This window comes from Streptococcus mitis, from assembly GCF_047464965.1.
Taxonomy (GTDB): Bacteria; Bacillota; Bacilli; order Lactobacillales; family Streptococcaceae; genus Streptococcus; species Streptococcus mitis_DU.
The window spans coordinates 1-16,333 of the sequence record NZ_JASHAT010000008.1 but is presented as its reverse complement, the minus strand read 5'-3'; the positions used below and the strand labels follow the sequence as shown (position 1 = coordinate 16,333).

Annotated in this window: 14 protein-coding genes and 1 other annotated feature; all 14 genes read left to right on the top strand. The window is 40.2% G+C overall.

The features are described 5' to 3' along the window. The first annotated feature begins 98 nt into the window (after positions 1–98). The 14 genes from QM408_RS06330 (at position 99) to rplL (ending at position 16,138) form a co-directional block, all read left to right on the top strand. Positions 99–944, top strand: a complete 846-nt coding sequence (locus QM408_RS06330; protein WP_414373969.1) for a LicD family protein — start codon at positions 99–101, stop codon at positions 942–944. After that, the gene (locus QM408_RS06325) at positions 934–2,037 is read left to right on the top strand and encodes a glycosyltransferase (protein WP_229294655.1); all 1,104 of its coding nucleotides are present in this window, start codon (positions 934–936) and stop codon (positions 2,035–2,037) included. Before QM408_RS06330 ends, QM408_RS06325 begins: the two co-directional genes overlap by 11 nt. A 1-nt stretch (position 2,038) precedes the next feature. Next, positions 2,039–3,025: a glycosyltransferase family 2 protein gene (locus tag QM408_RS06320; RefSeq protein ID WP_049516093.1), complete on the top strand. Its 987-nt coding sequence runs from the start codon at positions 2,039–2,041 to the stop codon at positions 3,023–3,025. Positions 3,026–3,040: 15 nt separating this feature from the next. Continuing rightward, a complete protein-coding gene (locus QM408_RS06315; protein ID WP_414373967.1) occupies positions 3,041–4,510 on the top strand; it encodes an O-antigen polysaccharide polymerase Wzy family protein in 1,470 nt (489 codons plus the stop codon). Further along, on the top strand, positions 4,503–5,537 hold the full coding sequence (gene tarQ / locus QM408_RS06310; RefSeq protein ID WP_371483911.1) for a teichoic acid biosynthesis protein TarQ: 1,035 nt from the start codon (positions 4,503–4,505) through the stop codon (positions 5,535–5,537). Before QM408_RS06315 ends, tarQ begins: the two co-directional genes overlap by 8 nt. A 314-nt stretch (positions 5,538–5,851) precedes the next feature. Then, the gene (mecA, locus tag QM408_RS06305) at positions 5,852–6,589 is read left to right on the top strand and encodes an adaptor protein MecA (RefSeq protein ID WP_000782684.1); all 738 of its coding nucleotides are present in this window, start codon (positions 5,852–5,854) and stop codon (positions 6,587–6,589) included. A 151-nt stretch (positions 6,590–6,740) separates the two neighbouring features. Then, complete coding sequence (locus QM408_RS06300) at positions 6,741–8,027, top strand: homoserine dehydrogenase (RefSeq protein ID WP_000216346.1); 1,287 nt, start codon at positions 6,741–6,743, stop codon at positions 8,025–8,027. Between the two features lies 1 nt (position 8,028). Next, positions 8,029–8,898, top strand: a complete 870-nt coding sequence (thrB, locus tag QM408_RS06295; RefSeq protein WP_020903203.1) for a homoserine kinase — start codon at positions 8,029–8,031, stop codon at positions 8,896–8,898. Positions 8,899–9,112: 214 nt separating this feature from the next. Next, positions 9,113–10,051 (top strand): peptide-methionine (R)-S-oxide reductase MsrB, encoded by a 939-nt coding sequence (gene msrB / locus QM408_RS06290; RefSeq protein ID WP_078238284.1) that lies wholly within the window; start codon positions 9,113–9,115, stop codon positions 10,049–10,051. A 60-nt stretch (positions 10,052–10,111) separates the two neighbouring features. Further along, positions 10,112–11,836, top strand: a complete 1,725-nt coding sequence (locus QM408_RS06285; RefSeq protein WP_078238285.1) for an ABC transporter ATP-binding protein — start codon at positions 10,112–10,114, stop codon at positions 11,834–11,836. Position 11,837: 1 nt separating this feature from the next. Beyond that, entirely contained in the window at positions 11,838–13,586 is a 1,749-nt protein-coding gene (locus QM408_RS06280; RefSeq protein ID WP_414373962.1) for an ABC transporter ATP-binding protein, read from the top strand. A 101-nt stretch (positions 13,587–13,687) separates the two neighbouring features. Next, positions 13,688–14,947 carry a TRZ/ATZ family protein gene (locus QM408_RS06275; protein WP_261150413.1) on the top strand — a complete coding sequence of 420 codons (1,260 nt, stop codon included), beginning with the start codon at positions 13,688–13,690 and terminating at the stop codon, positions 14,945–14,947. A gap of 75 nt (positions 14,948–15,022) precedes the next feature. Then, positions 15,023–15,158: a sequence feature (ribosomal protein L10 leader region), on the top strand. 38 nt (positions 15,159–15,196) lie between these two features. After that, positions 15,197–15,697: a 50S ribosomal protein L10 gene (gene rplJ / locus QM408_RS06270; protein WP_001287277.1), complete on the top strand. Its 501-nt coding sequence runs from the start codon at positions 15,197–15,199 to the stop codon at positions 15,695–15,697. Between the two features lie 72 nt (positions 15,698–15,769). Then, the gene (rplL, locus tag QM408_RS06265; protein ID WP_001196965.1) at positions 15,770–16,138 is read left to right on the top strand and encodes a 50S ribosomal protein L7/L12; all 369 of its coding nucleotides are present in this window, start codon (positions 15,770–15,772) and stop codon (positions 16,136–16,138) included. Positions 16,139–16,333 lie beyond the last annotated feature (195 nt).

The window sequence follows — 16,333 nt, the reverse complement described above, 5'->3', positions numbered from 1 at the left end:
GGCTATTTATCCAGCAGTCAGGCTTTGATTTTTTACAGTCTGCAATAGATTTTCATCCCTTATTTGTGGTATAATGGAACGATACGATAGAAAGAATAATGAACAATATGACTGATTTAAAAGCAATTCAGGCTCGAAGTCTGGAGATGGCTGAATATTTTGTGGCCTTTTGTAAAGAACATGATTTGCTTTGTTATCTTTGTGGTGGAGGTGCTATTGGTGCCCTTCGAAACAAGGGTTTTATTCCTTGGGATGATGATTTAGATTTTTTTATGCCCCGTAAGGATTATGAAAAATTGGCAGAATTATGGCCTCGTTATGCAGATGAACGTTATTTCTTGTCAAAGAGTAACAAGGATTTTGTCGACCGCAATCTTTTTATTACCATTCGTGACAAGGAAACGACCTGTATCAAACCTTATCAACAGGATTTGGATTTGCCACATGGTTTGGCCTTGGATGTGTTGCCTTTGGATTATTACCCTAAAAATCCAGCTGAGCGTAAAAAACAGGTTCGTTGGGCTTTGATTTATTCACTCTTTTGTGCGCAAACTATTCCAAAAAAGCATGGCGCACTTATGAAATGGGGAAGTCGCATTTTGCTCGGTTTGACGCCGAAATCTCTTCGTTATCGAATTTGGAAAAAAGCTGAAAAAGAAATGACCAAGTACAGTCTAGCTGAGAGCGATGGAATCACGGAATTATGCTCGGGTCCTGGTTACATGAGAAATAAGTACCTAATCGAATCTTTTGAAGATAATCTCTTCTTGCCATTTGAAGAGACAGAGATGCCTATTCCAGTCGGCTATGATGCTTATCTCAGCACTGCTTTTGGGGATTATATGACACCTCCACCAGCAGACAAGCAAGTACCACATCATGATGCTGTTATCGCTGATATGGATAAGTCTTATACAGAATACAAGGGAGAATATGGTGGCTAAGAAAAAAATATTATTTTTTATGTGGTCTTTTTCTCTCGGGGGTGGAGCAGAGAAGATTCTATCTACCATTGTTTCAAATCTAGATCCAGAAAAGTATGATATTGATATTCTTGAAATGGAACATTTTGATAAGGGATACGAATCTGTTCCCAAGCATGTATGCATTTTAAAATCCCTTCAGGATTATCGCCAAGCCAGATGGATTCGAGCTCTTTTGTGGAGAATGAGAATTTATTTTCCAAGATTGACTCGTCGCTTGCTTGTAAGAGATGACTATGATGTTGAAGTTTCTTTTACTATTATGAATCCTCCACTTTTGTTCTCTAAAAGAAAAGAAGTCAAGAAAATCTCCTGGATTCATGGAAGTATCGAAGAATTTATTAAGGATAGCTCCAAAAGAGAATCACATAGACGCCAGTTGGATACTGCGAATACCATTGTAGGAATTTCGAATAAAACCAGCAATTCTATCAAGGAAGTCTATCCAGACTATGCTTCGAAATTACGGACAGTTTACAATGGATATGATTTTCAGAGCATTCTAGAAAAATCTCAAGAGAAGATCGATATCGAGATTGCGCCTCAAAGTATCTGTACTATCGGACGGATTGAGGAAAATAAGGGTTCTGACCGTGTGGTAGAAGTGATACGATTATTACACCAAGAGGGAAAAAACTATCATCTCTACTTCATAGGGGCTGGGGATATGGAAGAGGAACTGAAAAAACGAGTTAAAGAATATGAGCTTGAAGACTATGTACATTTCCTTGGTTATCAAAAAAATCCTTATCAGTATTTATCTCAGATGAAAGTTCTCTTGTCTATGTCTAAACAAGAAGGTTTTCCTGGAGTGTATGTGGAAGCCTTGAGTCTGGGACTTCCTTTTGTCTCTACGGATGTCGGAGGGGCTGAGGAATTATCCCAAGAAGGACGATTTGGCCAAATCATTGAGAGCAATCAAGAGGCAGCTCAGGCAATTACGAACTACATGACCTCTGCCTCAAACTTTGATGTCAATGAGGCTAGCCAATTCATTCAACAATTTACAATTGCCAAACAAATCGAACAAGTAGAAAAACTATTAGAGGAGTAGCATGGGAACTGCATTAATTAGTGTCATTGTGCCAGTCTATAATGTGGCGCAGTACCTAGAAAAATCGATAGCTTCCATTCAGGAGCAGACCTATCAGAATCTGGAAATCATTCTTGTTGATGATGGAGCAACGGATGAAAGTGGTCGCTTGTGTGATTCAATCGCTGAACAAGATGATAGGGTGTCAGTGCTTCATAAAAAGAATGAAGGTTTGTCGCAAGCACGAAACAATGGAATGAAGCAGGCTCACGGAGATTATCTGATTTTTATTGACTCAGATGATTATATCCATCCAGAAATGATTCAGAGTTTATATGAGCAATTAATTCAAGAAGATGCGGATGTTTCGAGCTGTGGTGTCATGAATGTCTATGCTAATGATGAAAGCCCACAGTCAGCCAATCAGGATGAGTATTTTGTCTGTGATTCTCAAACATTTCTGAGGGAATACCTCATAGGTGAAAAAATACCTGGAACGATCTGCAATAAGCTAATCAAGAGAGAGATTGCAACTGCCCTATCCTTTCCAAAGGGATTGATTTATGAAGATGCTTATTATCATTTTGATTTGATCAAGTTGGCCAAGAAGTATGTGGTTAATACCAAACCCTATTATTACTATTTTCATAGAGGAGATAGTATTACGACTAAACCCTATGCAGAGAAGGATTTAGCCTATATTGATATCTACCAAAAGTTTTATAATGAAGTTGTGAAAAACTATCCTGACTTGAAAGAGGTTGCTTTTTTCAGATTGGCCTATGCCTACTTTTTTATTCTGGATAAGATGTTACTAGATGATCAGTATAAACAATTTGAAGCCTATTCTCAGATTCATCGTTTTTTAAAAAGCCATGCCTTTACTATTGCTAGGAATCCAATTTTCCGTAAGGGGAGAAGAATTAGTGCTTTGGCTCTATTCATAAATATTTCCTTATACCGATTCTTATTACTAAAAAATATTGAAAAATCTAAAAAATTACATTAGAACGGGGGTGAGCAAGTGATTGATGGAAAACGATTATTATTTAGTTTGACCATAGTCAGTTATGCCTTGACGCTAGTAAGTGGAATTGTGTATCTGTTTAATAATAACAATGTTAGCTTGCTTTCTACTTTATTGTTCTTACTGGTTAGTAGCTTAATTGCTTGTTGGAATGATATCAAGTATTACTTAATCCATTTTATTTTCTTTTTAACTATTTTTGTATTTCTGGTATCAAGGCCGACCATTGATTATTTTAGGGATGGTGCTTTAGATACCTATCATCCCATAGCCTATCGCTTTGCCTTTATAGTCGTCATGGTTTCGATATTGGGATTGACCACAGGGGGGCTCCTAGCTCGCTATTTTATAGCTAGAAAGAAAATACAAGTACCCAAGATAGGAAGTTCTCTAAAAGATGTTTACATCAAGCGGTTGCGCTTTGTATCGCTAGGAGTTTTTCTTCTAACCTATCCTTTCTATTTCATTCGGTTATTTGAACGACTCTTGTATCGCTTGCAGACTTCCTACTATGCCTACTATGCAAATTTTGAAAGTAAACTGCCCTATTTTACCTATATCTTATCAACATTTACGGTCTATGCAATGTGTATGTATTTGGCAACCAAGCCAAAGAAATTGCAGGCAACAGCAGTGCTTGTCTCCTTTATTGCAGCCAACACCATTCATTTGGCAATCGGGACACGCAATCCCTTTATTTTAAGTATTCTATTTGCTTTTGTTTATTACTTTATGCGGGAGCAAACAGAAAAGGGAAAATGGATTGGATTTAAAGAAAAGTTAGCGATTTTTGTAGGTTCTCCTATTCTCATGTTAGCGATGGGAATACTCAATTATGTACGGGATAATGTCCAAGTTTCCCATACAGGTTTCTGGGATATCCTGCTTGACTTTATCTATAAACAAGGAACCAGTTTTGGTGTTTTGGCTAGAGGTTTTCTATTTAACAGTAGCCTCCCTTACCGAGATTTCCGTAATTTTACTTTTGGTCCTGTTATTGATTATTTTGCAAGGGGAAGTTTAGGGGCCATTTTCGGAGGAAAAGCCTTTGAGCATACAACCAATAGTGTGGAACTAGCTATTGATAGTAATAGTTATGCCCATAATCTATCCTATCTTGTCTTGAACAAGGAATACTTGAAAGGACATGGTATCGGAAGTAGTTATATCATGGAGTTGTATACCGACTATGGTATGATAGGAGTCTTTCTACTTAGTCTCTTACTAGGTATGTTATTTATAGCCATGCTGCAAGTAGCCTATCGTTCAAGAACAATCCTATTTGCCTTGTCCCTACTCATCTTGAATAATTTATTCTTTATGCCAAGAAGTAGCTTTTCAGAAAGTTTCTTCAATTTATTTACAATGCAATTCTGGGGAATTGTTCTTGTGATTATATTCGTAGCGAAAATGCTTACAAAAGAGAACCAGTATCTACTAAACAAAGGAGAAAAAAATCATGTTTGAACATTATTCAGTAGCTGATTTGTTTGCAAATCTATACAAAAAACGAAAAGCAAATATTCTAGCTCTCATCGCTTTATTTGCTCTCATTGCTGTACCATTTACAATTAAAGCAGTTAAGAATAAAAATACTGTCAAAGACACAACAAGTTATTCAACTTATATCAGCTATAAAATCACCCCTCCAGAAGATTCAGCTAAAACGATTTTGAATCATCAAATTGGTGGTTATAGTGATTTCTACGGGAAATTGATTGATGGTAATTTGAATGGAGCTTATCTTTTCAATGATGTAGAGCCTAGTGAGTTGAAAAAAATTGCCAGTGAATTGGATACGACAGAGACAACCTTGAAAAATTCTACAAGTGACTATTGGTGGAAAAAATTGACCGTCTACTATATGATTGACGATGCAGGGGTTGGTGTGAAAATTTTGACACCAAGTAAAGATGCCAACGACTTGTTAGAGAAAAAAATTGATGGATTGATTGAGAAATTTAAACACACTTATGCAAATGTGAAAATTGAAAAATTGGAAACCATCAACTCTAAAGAATTGAATGCAAATGGTGAGACAGCGCTTGGATTAAACGTCAAGAATCTGATTCTTCGTCTAGCTGTTATTGGAGTAGTTTGTGTGATTTTGGTTGTGATGGGAAATGTATTAGTTTATCTCTTTAATCCAACAATCAATAGAGCAGGTGATTTTTCTCAATATCAAATTGATTTTGTAACAGAGATTACAACAATTGCTAATCTAGCAGATATTCTATCATACAAAAATGCTGGACAAGAATTGACTATCGTTAGCTCAAACAAAGCTATTCTAGATAAATTGAAACAAAATCAAGAGTCTTTAAAAGGAATTCATTTTGTCGATTTACAAGATGTGCCATCTCTTTTAGAAAGAGATACAGTCCTTCTTGTTGAAGAGTACGGAGTGACTCGTTATAAGAAATTTGAGCAAAGTCTTCAAATTCTTAGAAACTTAAATCGTTCTATCCTCGGTGTAGCAACCTTTAAACTATAAGCTTTCTGATGTATTAGGTCTTCAAAGTTGGCTAAGAGCCGATTTTGAAGGCTTTTTCTATTTGTCTGCAGAAATTTTCTCTTATACTCAATGAAAATCAAAAAGCAAACTAGGAAGCTAGCCGCAGGTTGCTCAAAGCACTGCTTTGAGGTTGTAGATAAAGCTGACGTGGTTTGAAGAGATTTTCGAAGAGTATTAGGGTCTTCTACAGAAGTTACCCTATGGAAAATCTATATCGACAAAGGAGCCTTCTTTTGATAAAATCGTAAAAATCTAGTATAATAGATAGAACTGAAAGTATGAGGTTACTAGCAATGAAAATGAAACAAATCAGTGATACAACTTTAAAAATCACGATGTCTTTAGAGGATTTGATGGATCGAGGAATGGAGATTGCTGACTTTCTCGTTCCTCAAGAAAAAACAGAAGAGTTCTTTTATGCTATCTTGGATGAGTTAGAGATGCCTGATAGCTTCCTAGATACAGGTATGTTGAGCTTCCGTGTGACTCCAAAACCTGATAAGGTCGATGTCTTTGTAACCAAATCAAAGATTGATCAAAATTTAGATTTTGAAGATTTATCGGATTTGCCAGACATGGAAGAATTGGCTCAAATGTCTCCAGATGAATTTATCAAAACCTTGGAAAAAAGCATCGCGGACAAAACTAAGGATGATATCGAAGCCATTCAATCTCTAGAGCAAGTCGAAGCCAAGGAAGAAGAGCAGGAGCAGGCTGAACAAGAAGTTGAGAGCAAGAAAGAGCCCTACATCTATTACATCCTTTCTTTCGCAAAATTAGCTGATTTGGTGGCTTTTGCCAAGACAGTGACTTTTGAGATGGAAACTTCTGAACTCTACAAGATGAATGAGCGCTATTATTTGACCATTTTAGTGGATATTGAAAATCATCCAAGTCCATATCCAGCTTGGCTGTTGGCCCGTATGCGCGAGTTTGCGGACGATAGTGATATCAGTCGTTCAGTCTTGCAAGAGTATGGTCAAGTCTTGATGAATCACGATGCAGTACTTAATCTGCAAAAGATTGGATAATCCTTTCTGGAAAGCTATTTCTAGATTTTGAGAAGAGCGAATCGTCTGATTCGTTTTTTCTTTTCTAGATTGAAATAGTGATTTACTATAATAGGAATTTTCACAAAATTCTGTTATAATGGCTATATTAGAAAATTTCGAGGAGACAAACATGACAGTTAAAATTGCTTTACTAGGATTTGGTACCGTTGCAAGTGGTGTGCCTTTCCTCCTAAAGGAAAATGGAGAAAAAATCAATCAATCAGCACATTCAGAGATTGAAGTCGCTAAGGTGTTGGTCAAGGATGAAGATGAAAAGAATCGCTTGCTTGCTGCTGGGAATGACTTTAACTTTGTAACCAATGTGGATGACATTTTATCAGACCAAGATATTACTATCGTAGTGGAATTGATGGGTCGTATCGAACCTGCTAAGACCTTTATCACTCGTGCCTTGGAAGCTGGAAAACATGTTGTTACTGCTAACAAGGACCTTTTGGCTGTCCATGGTGCAGAATTGTTAGAAATCGCTAAAGCTAACAAGGTAGCACTTTACTACGAAGCAGCAGTAGCTGGTGGGATTCCAATTCTTCGCACTCTAGCAAATTCCTTGGCTTCTGATAAAATCACGCGCGTGCTTGGAGTAGTCAACGGAACTTCTAACTTCATGATGACCAAGATGGTCGAAGAAGGCTGGTCTTACGATGATGCTCTTGCGGAAGCGCAACGTCTAGGATTTGCAGAAAGCGATCCGACAAATGACGTGGATGGGATTGATGCAGCCTACAAGATGGTGATTTTGAGCCAATTTGCCTTTGGCATGAAGGTTGCCTTCGATGACGTAGCCCACAAGGGAATTCGTAACATCACACCTGAAGATGTAGCTGTAGCTCAAGAGCTTGGTTATGTAGTGAAATTGGTTGGTTCAATCGAGGAAACTCCTTCAGGTATTGCTGCAGAAGTAACTCCAACCTTCCTTCCTAAAGCGCATCCACTTGCCAGTGTGAATGGCGTAATGAACGCTGTCTTTGTGGAATCTATTGGTATCGGTGAGTCTATGTACTATGGACCAGGTGCTGGTCAAAAACCAACTGCAACAAGTGTTGTAGCAGATATTGTCCGTATCGTTCGTCGTTTGAATGATGGTACCATTGGTAAAGACTTCAACGAATACAGCCGTGACTTGGTATTGGCAAACCCTGAGGATGTTAAAGCAAACTACTACTTCTCAATCTTGGCTCCAGACTCAAAAGGTCAGGTCTTGAAGTTGGCTGAAATCTTTAATGCCCAAGATATTTCCTTCAAGCAAATTCTCCAAGATGGAAAAGAAGGTGACAAGGCGCGTGTTGTGATCATTACACACAAGATTAATAAAGCCCAGCTTGAAAATGTCTCAGCTGAATTGAAGAAGGTTTCAGAATTCGACCTATTGAATACCTTCAAGGTGCTAGGAGAATAAGATGAAGATTATTGTACCTGCAACCAGTGCCAATATCGGGCCAGGATTTGACTCGGTCGGTGTAGCTGTAACCAAGTATCTTCAAATTGAGGTCTGCGAAGAACGAGATGAGTGGTTGATTGAACACCAGATTGGCAAATGGATTCCACATGACGAGCGTAATCTCTTGCTCAAAATCGCTTTGCAAATTGTACCAGACCTGCAACCAAGACGTTTGAAAATGACTAGTGATGTTCCCTTGGCGCGTGGTTTGGGTTCTTCCAGCTCGGTTATTGTAGCTGGGATTGAACTAGCCAACCAACTGGGCCAGCTCAACTTGTCTGATCATGAAAAATTGCAGTTAGCGACTAAGATTGAAGGCCATCCTGACAATGTGGCTCCAGCCATTTATGGTAATCTCGTTATTGCAAGTTCCGTTGAAGGGCAAGTTTCTGCTATCGTAGCAGACTTCCCAGAATGTGATTTTCTAGCCTACATTCCAAACTATGAATTGCGTACTCGAGACAGCCGTGGCGTCTTGCCTAAGAAATTGTCTTACAAGGAAGCTGTTGCGGCTAGTTCTATCGCCAATGTGGCGGTTGCAGCCTTGTTGGCAGGAGACATGGTGACCGCTGGGCAAGCAATCGAGGGCGACCTCTTCCACGAGCGCTATCGTCAGGACTTGGTGAGAGAATTTGCAACGATTAAGCAAGTAGCCAAAGAAAATGGTGCCTATGCAACCTACCTTTCTGGTGCTGGGCCGACAGTTATGGTTTTGGCTTCTCATGACAAGATGCCAACGATTAAGGCGGAATTGGAAAAGCAACCTTTCAAAGGAAAACTTCATGACTTGAAAGTTGATACCCAAGGTGTCCGTGTCGAAGCAAAATAAAGAATAGAAGATAGGATGGGGAAACTCTTGATCAGAGGGCTTCCTATCCTTTTTTTGAAAAGAAGTTTATACTCAATGAAAATCAAAGAGCAAACTAGGAAGCTAGCCGCAGGCTGCTCAAAACACTGTTTTGAGGCTGCAGATGGAAGCTGACGTGGTTTGAATTTAATTTTCGAAGAGTATTAGTTAAAAACTTGGTAAAGGAGAAACGAAGATGGCAGAAATATATTTAGCAGGTGGTTGTTTTTGGGGCCTAGAGGAATATTTTTCACGCATTTCTGGAGTGCTAGCAACCAGTGTTGGCTACGCTAATGGTCAAGTCGAAACGACCAATTACCAGTTGCTCAAGGAAACAGACCATGCAGAAACGGTTCAAGTGATTTATGATGAGAAGGCAGTTTCACTTAGAGAAATTTTACTCTATTATTTCCGTGTTATTGATCCATTATCAGTCAATCAACAAGGGAATGACCGTGGACGTCAGTATCGGACCGGAATTTATTACCAAGATGAAGCTGATTTGCCAGCTATCTACACAGTGGTGCAGGAGCAGGAGCGCATGCTTGGGCGAAAGATTGCAGTAGAGGTGGAGAAACTTCGCCACTACATTCTGGCTGAAGATTACCACCAAGACTATCTTAAGAAGAATCCTTCAGGTTACTGTCATATCGATGTGACCGATGCTGATAAGCCATTGATTGACGCAGCAAATTATGAAAAGCCTAGTCAAGAGGTATTAAAGGGCAGTTTATCTAAAGAATCCTATCGTGTTACCCAAGAAGCTGCTACAGAGGCTCCATTTACCAATGCCTATGACCAAACCTTTGAAGAAGGGATTTATGTAGATATTACGACAGGTGAGCCCCTCTTTTTTGCCAAGGATAAGTTTGCCTCAGGATGTGGTTGGCCAAGTTTTAGCCGTCCGATTTCCAAGGAATTGATTCATTATTACAAGGATCTCAGTCATGGAATGGAGCGAATTGAGGTTCGTTCTCGGTCGGGGAATGCTCACTTGGGCCATGTTTTCACAGATGGGCCTCGGGAGTTAGGTGGCCTCCGTTACTGTATCAATTCTGCTTCCTTGCGCTTTGTGGCCAAGGATGAGATGGAAGAGGAAGGATATGGCTATCTACTACCTTACTTAAACAAATAAATCAGAGAGGGTGGGTACTTCCCACTTTCTTCATTTCTAGAATACGAATAGAAGGGATTTATGAAACACCTATTATCTTACTTCAAACCTTACATCAAGGAATCAATTTTAGCACCCTTGTTCAAGCTACTTGAAGCTGTGTTTGAGCTCTTAGTTCCTATGGTGATTGCTGGGATTGTTGACCAATCATTGCCCCAGAGGGATCAAGGTCATCTCTGGATGCAGATTGGCCTGCTCCTTATCTTTGCAGTGATTGGCGTTTTAGTGGCCTTAATAGCCCAGTTCTACTCAGCTAAGGCCGCGGTTGGATTTGCCAAAGGACTGACAGATGATTTCTATCGTCATATTCTTTCCTTGCCCAAGAATAGCAGAGACCGTCTGACAACTTCTGGTTTGGTGACTCGCTTGACTTCGGACACCTATCAGATTCAGACTGGTATCAATCAATTCCTGCGTCTCTTTTTACGAGCGCCTATTATCGTTTTTGGAGCCATTTTTATGGCCTATCGAATCTCAGCTGAGCTGACTCTTTGGTTCTTGGTCATGGTTGTCATTTTGACCATTGTTATTGTAGGGCTCTCTAGACTGGTTAATCCTCTCTACAGCAGTCTGAGAAAGAAAACGGATCAACTGGTTCAGGAAACACGTCAGCAATTACAAGGAATGCGGGTTATTCGTGCTTTTGGACAAGAAAAACGAGAGTTACAGATTTTTCAAACTCTTAACCAAGTCTATGCTAGATTACAAGAAAAGACAGGTTTCTGGTCCAGTTTATTAACACCCCTGACCTATCTGATTGTAAATGGAACTCTCCTCGTTATTATATGGCAAGGCTATATTTCTATTCAAGGAGGATTGCTCAGTCAAGGTGCTCTCATTGCCCTTATCAACTATCTCCTACAGATTTTGGTGGAATTGGTTAAGCTAGCTATGCTGATAAATTCTCTCAATCAGTCCTATATCTCTGCCAAGCGAATCGAGGAAGTTTTTGCTGAGGCTCCAGAAGATATTTATTTAGAATTAGAGAAAAAGCAAGTTACCAGCAATCAGATTTTACAAGTCCAAGAATTGACCTTTACCTATCCTGATGCGGCCCAGCCTTCTCTGAGAGACATTTCCTTTGATATGCAGCAAGGGCAAATCCTTGGTATCATCGGAGGGACGGGTTCTGGTAAATCAAGCTTGGTGCAAGTCTTACTTGGACTTTATCCAGCAGACAAGGGGAGCATTGACCTTTATCGAGATGGATCTAGTCCTAGTAATTTAGAGGAGTGGCGGTCTTGGATTGCCTATGTGCCCCAAAAAGTCGAACTCTTTAAGGGAAGCATTCGTTCTAACTTGACTCTAGGTTTAGATCAAGAACTATCTGACCAAGAACTCTGGCAAGCCTTGGAAATCGCGCAAGCCAAGGATTTTGTCAGTGAAAAGGAAGGACTCTTGGATGCCCTAGTTGAGGCAGGAGGTCGAAATTTCTCAGGTGGACAAAAACAACGGTTGTCTATCGCACGAGCAGTCTTGCACCAGGCACCGTTTCTCATCCTAGATGATGCGACCTCGGCACTGGACACTATTACTGAGTCTAAGCTCTTGAAAGCTATCCGAGAAAATCTGCCAAATACGAGCTTAATCTTGATCTCTCAACGAACCTCGACTTTACAGATGGCTGACCAGATTCTCCTCTTAGAAAAAGGAGAGCTCCTAGCTATCGGCAAGCACGAGGACTTGATGAAATCTAGTCAAGTCTATCGTGAAATCAATGCATCCCAACATGGTAAGGAGGACTAGTATGAGACGACAAACTGCAAACCAGACGCTCAAACGTTTGGCTAAAGACCTTACAAGTCATACCTTCCTTCTTTTTCTAGCCTTTCTAGGAACCATTGTCCAAGTTGCCTTATCAATCTACCTACCTATATTGATTGGGCAGGTCATCGACCAAGTCCTAGTGGCTGGTTCTTCACCAGTTTTTTGGCAGATCTTTATTCAAATGATCTTGGTGGTCATAGGAAATACCCTCGTGCAGTGGGCCAATCCTCTCCTCTATAATCGCCTAATTTTCTCTTATACCAGAGACTTACGAGAGCGAATCATCCATAAGCTCCATCGTTTACCGATTGCCTTTGTGGATCGGCAAGGCAGTGGGGAGATGGTCAGTCGGGTGACAACAGACATAGAACAGTTGGCAGCTGGCTTGATCATGATCTTTAACCAATTCTTCATTGGTGTCTTGATGATTTTAGTCAGCATTCTAGCCATGATTCAAATTCATCTCCTCATGACTCTTTTGGTCTTGCTGTTGACGCCACTGTCTATGGTAATCTCACGCTTTATTGCCAAGAGATCCTATCATCTCTTCCAGAAGCAAACAGAGACGAGGGGGATTCAGACACAATTAATTGAAGAATCGTTGAGCCAGCAGACCATTATCCAGTCCTTTAATGCTCAGGAAGAGTTTATCCAAAGGCTGCACGAGGCTAATGCCAATTATGCAGGTTATTCTCAGTCAGCTATCTTTTATTCTTCAACAGTTAATCCTTCGACTCGCTTTGTAAATGCGCTCATTTATGCGCTTCTAGCTGGAGTGGGAGCTTATCGTATAATGATAGGCTCTACCTTGACTATCGGGCGTTTAGTGACTTTTTTGAATTATGTCCAACAGTACACTAAGCCCTTTAACGATATTTCCTCAGTTCTAGCCGAATTGCAAAGTGCTCTTGCTTGCGCAGAGCGTGTCTATGCTGTCTTAGATAGCACTGAGCTGGCTGAAACTGGTAAGGAAGTCTTGACCAGTGACCAAGTTAAAGGAGCTATTTCCTTTAAACATGTCTCTTTTGGTTACCATCCTGAAAAGATTTTGATTAAGGATTTATCTATTGATATTCCAGCTGGTAGCAAGGTGGCTATTGTTGGTCCGACAGGTGCTGGAAAATCAACCCTTATCAATCTCCTCATGCGTTTTTATCCCATTAACTCGGGAGATATCTTGCTGGATGGGAAATCCATTTATGACTATAGTCGTGCCTCTTTACGTCAGCAGTTTGGCATGGTGCTCCAAGAAACCTGGCTCAAGCAAGGGACCATTCATGACAATATTGCCTTTGGAAATCCTGATGCCAGTCGGGAGCAAGTGATTGCTGCTGCCAAAGCAGCCAATGCAGACTTTTTCATCCAACAGTTGCCGCAGGGTTACGATACCAAGTTGGAAAATGCTGGAGAATCTCTCTCTGTCGGTCAGGCTCAGCTCTTGACCATAGCCCGAGTTTTTCTAGCTATTCCCAAGATTCTTATCTTAGACGAGGCGACGTCCTCCATTGATACGCGGACAGAAGTGCTGGTACAGGATGCCTTTGCTAAACTCATGAAGGGGCGTACAAGCTTTATCATTGCCCACCGCTTGTCTACCATTCAGGATGCGGATCTGATTCTTGTCTTGGTGGATGGCGACATTGTTGAGTATGGGAACCATAAGGATCTCATGACTAGAAAGGGCAAGTATTACCAAATGCAAAAAGCTGCGGCTTTTAGCTCTGAATAATCCTTTCTCTTTTGAAATTTTATGGACGAAAAAAGTTGCCTTCGGGTGACTTTTTTGTTACAATAGCTAGAAAAAATCAAGGCCTTAGAAGGAGAAAAACAATGAAAGTCTATCAGCATGTAAATATCGTGACTTGTGATCAAGATTTCCATGTTTATCTGAATGGAATCTTAGCAGTTAAGGATTCTCAAATCGTCTATGTCGGTCAAGAGAATTCAGAGATTTTAGAGCAAGCTGAGCAGATTATAGACTATCAGGGGGCCTGGATTATGCCTGGTTTGGTCAATTGTCACACCCATTCTGCTATGACAGGATTGAGAGGAATTCGAGATGATAGCAATCTCCATGAATGGCTTAATGACTATATCTGGCCAGCAGAAGCAGGATTTACTCCCGACATGACTACAAGAGCGGTTAAAGAAGCTATGATAGAGATGCTCCAGTCGGGAACAACAACCTTTAACGATATGTATAATCCCAATGGTGTGGATATTGAACGGATTTATCAGGCAGTGAAAACTTCCAAGATGCGTTGTTATTTCTCACCAACTCTTTTTTCTTCGGAGACAGAGACAACTGATGAAACTATAAGCAGAACTCGATTCATCATAGAGAAAATCTTAGAATATAAAAATCCAAATTTCAAGGTGATGGTAGCCCCACATTCTCCTTACAGCTGTAGTAGAGATTTGCTGGAAACGAGCTTAGATATGGCGAAAGAACTGAATATTCCAATCCATATCCATGTAGCGGAGACTAAGGAGGAATCAGGCATTATCCTGAAACGATACGGCAAACGTCCCCTAGCCTTTCTAGAAGAACTGGGTTACTTAGATCATCCATCTGTCTTTGCTCATGGAGTCGAATTAAATGAGCGAGAAATTGAACGCTTAGCAACTTCTCAAGTAGCTATTGCGCATAATCCTATTAGTAACCTCAAATTGGCATCAGGGATTGCTCCCATCATCCAACTGCAAAAAGCAGGAGTAGCAGTCGGAATTGCGACAGACTCGGTTGCTTCCAATAACAACCTAGACATGTTTGAGGAAGGACGGACTGCAGCCCTTCTTCAGAAGATGAAAAGTGGAGATGCTAGCCAATTTCCTATCGAAACAGCTCTAAAGGCACTGACAATCGAAGGGGCTAAGGTCCTTGGAATGGAAAATCAGATAGGAAGTCTGGAAGTTGGTAAACAGGCAGATTTTCTCGTTATTCAACCACAAGGGAAAATTCATCTCCAACCTCTGGAAAATATGCTTTCTCATCTCGTCTATGCTGTTAAATCCAGTGATGTAGATGATGTCTATATTGCTGGAGAACCAGTAGTTAAGCAAGGTCAAGTCCTGACAGTAGAACTTTAGAAGAAAAATCACGAAAAAATTTTAAAAAAGTTTGCAAAAATCTTGCATTCTTTTTTTGACTATGCTATACTTATATACGGTTTGAAAAAACTGCCTAAGACAGTAGGGGAGCTCGACTCATAAGTATCCTACCGAGGACAAAACGTATCATGTAAAAAGAAGCGTATTGTACTTTCGTGTCTAGGTTTGGGCGCGTTTTTCTTTTGGAAAAATTCCCCAAGCAAAATAATAACGGAGGTGAACACACTAATGAGTGAAGCAATTATTGCTAAAAAAGCGGAACTAGTTGACGTAGTAGCTGAAAAAATGAAAGCTGCTGCATCTATCGTCGTTGTAGACGCTCGTGGTTTGACAGTTGAGCAAGATACAGTTCTTCGTCGTGAGCTTCGTGGAAGCGAAGTTGAGTATAAAGTTATTAAAAACTCAATCTTGCGTCGTGCAGCTGAAAAAGCTGGTCTTGAAGATCTTGCATCTGTATTTGTTGGACCATCTGCAGTAGCATTTTCTAACGAAGATGTTATCGCACCAGCGAAAATCTTGAACGACTTTTCTAAAAACGCTGAAGCACTTGAAATCAAAGGTGGTGCAATCGAAGGCGCTGTCGCATCTAAAGAAGAGATTCTTGCACTTGCAACTCTTCCAAACCGCGAAGGACTTCTTTCTATGCTCCTTTCTGTACTTCAAGCGCCAGTGCGCAACGTTGCTCTTGCAGTCAAAGCGGTTGCAGACAACAAAGAAGACGCAGCTTAATCTTAAGCTACGCAGCGTAGCCTAGCTACGAAAATCTATTATAAATTTAAAACATATTTGGAGGAAATAACAATGGCATTGAACATTGAAAACATTATTGCTGAAATTAAAGAAGCTTCAATCCTTGAATTGAACGACCTTGTAAAAGCTATCGAAGAAGAATTTGGTGTAACTGCAGCTGCTCCTGTAGCTGTTGCTGCAGCTGGTGCTGCTGACGCTGGTGCTGCTAAAGATTCATTCGACGTTGAATTGACATCTGCAGGCGACAAAAAAGTTGGCGTTATCAAAGTTGTACGTGAAATCACAGGTCTTGGTCTTAAAGAAGCTAAAGAACTTGTTGACGGTGCACCAGCACTTGTTAAAGAAGGAGTTGCAACTGCAGAAGCTGAAGAAATCAAAGCTAAATTGGAAGAAGCTGGAGCTTCAGTTACTCTTAAATAATAGAGCAACTACATTAGTAGCTTAAAAACATAATTAAACCGCTATTCTTAGGACTAGCGGTTTTTATTGGCTCTTTGTCAACTGTAGTGGGTTGAATAAAAGCTAAGATCTAGAAAGGACGAAATTTGTCCTTTCTTTTTTGATATTGAGAGCGATAAAAATTCGTTTTTTGAAGTTTTCAAAGTTCCGAAATCC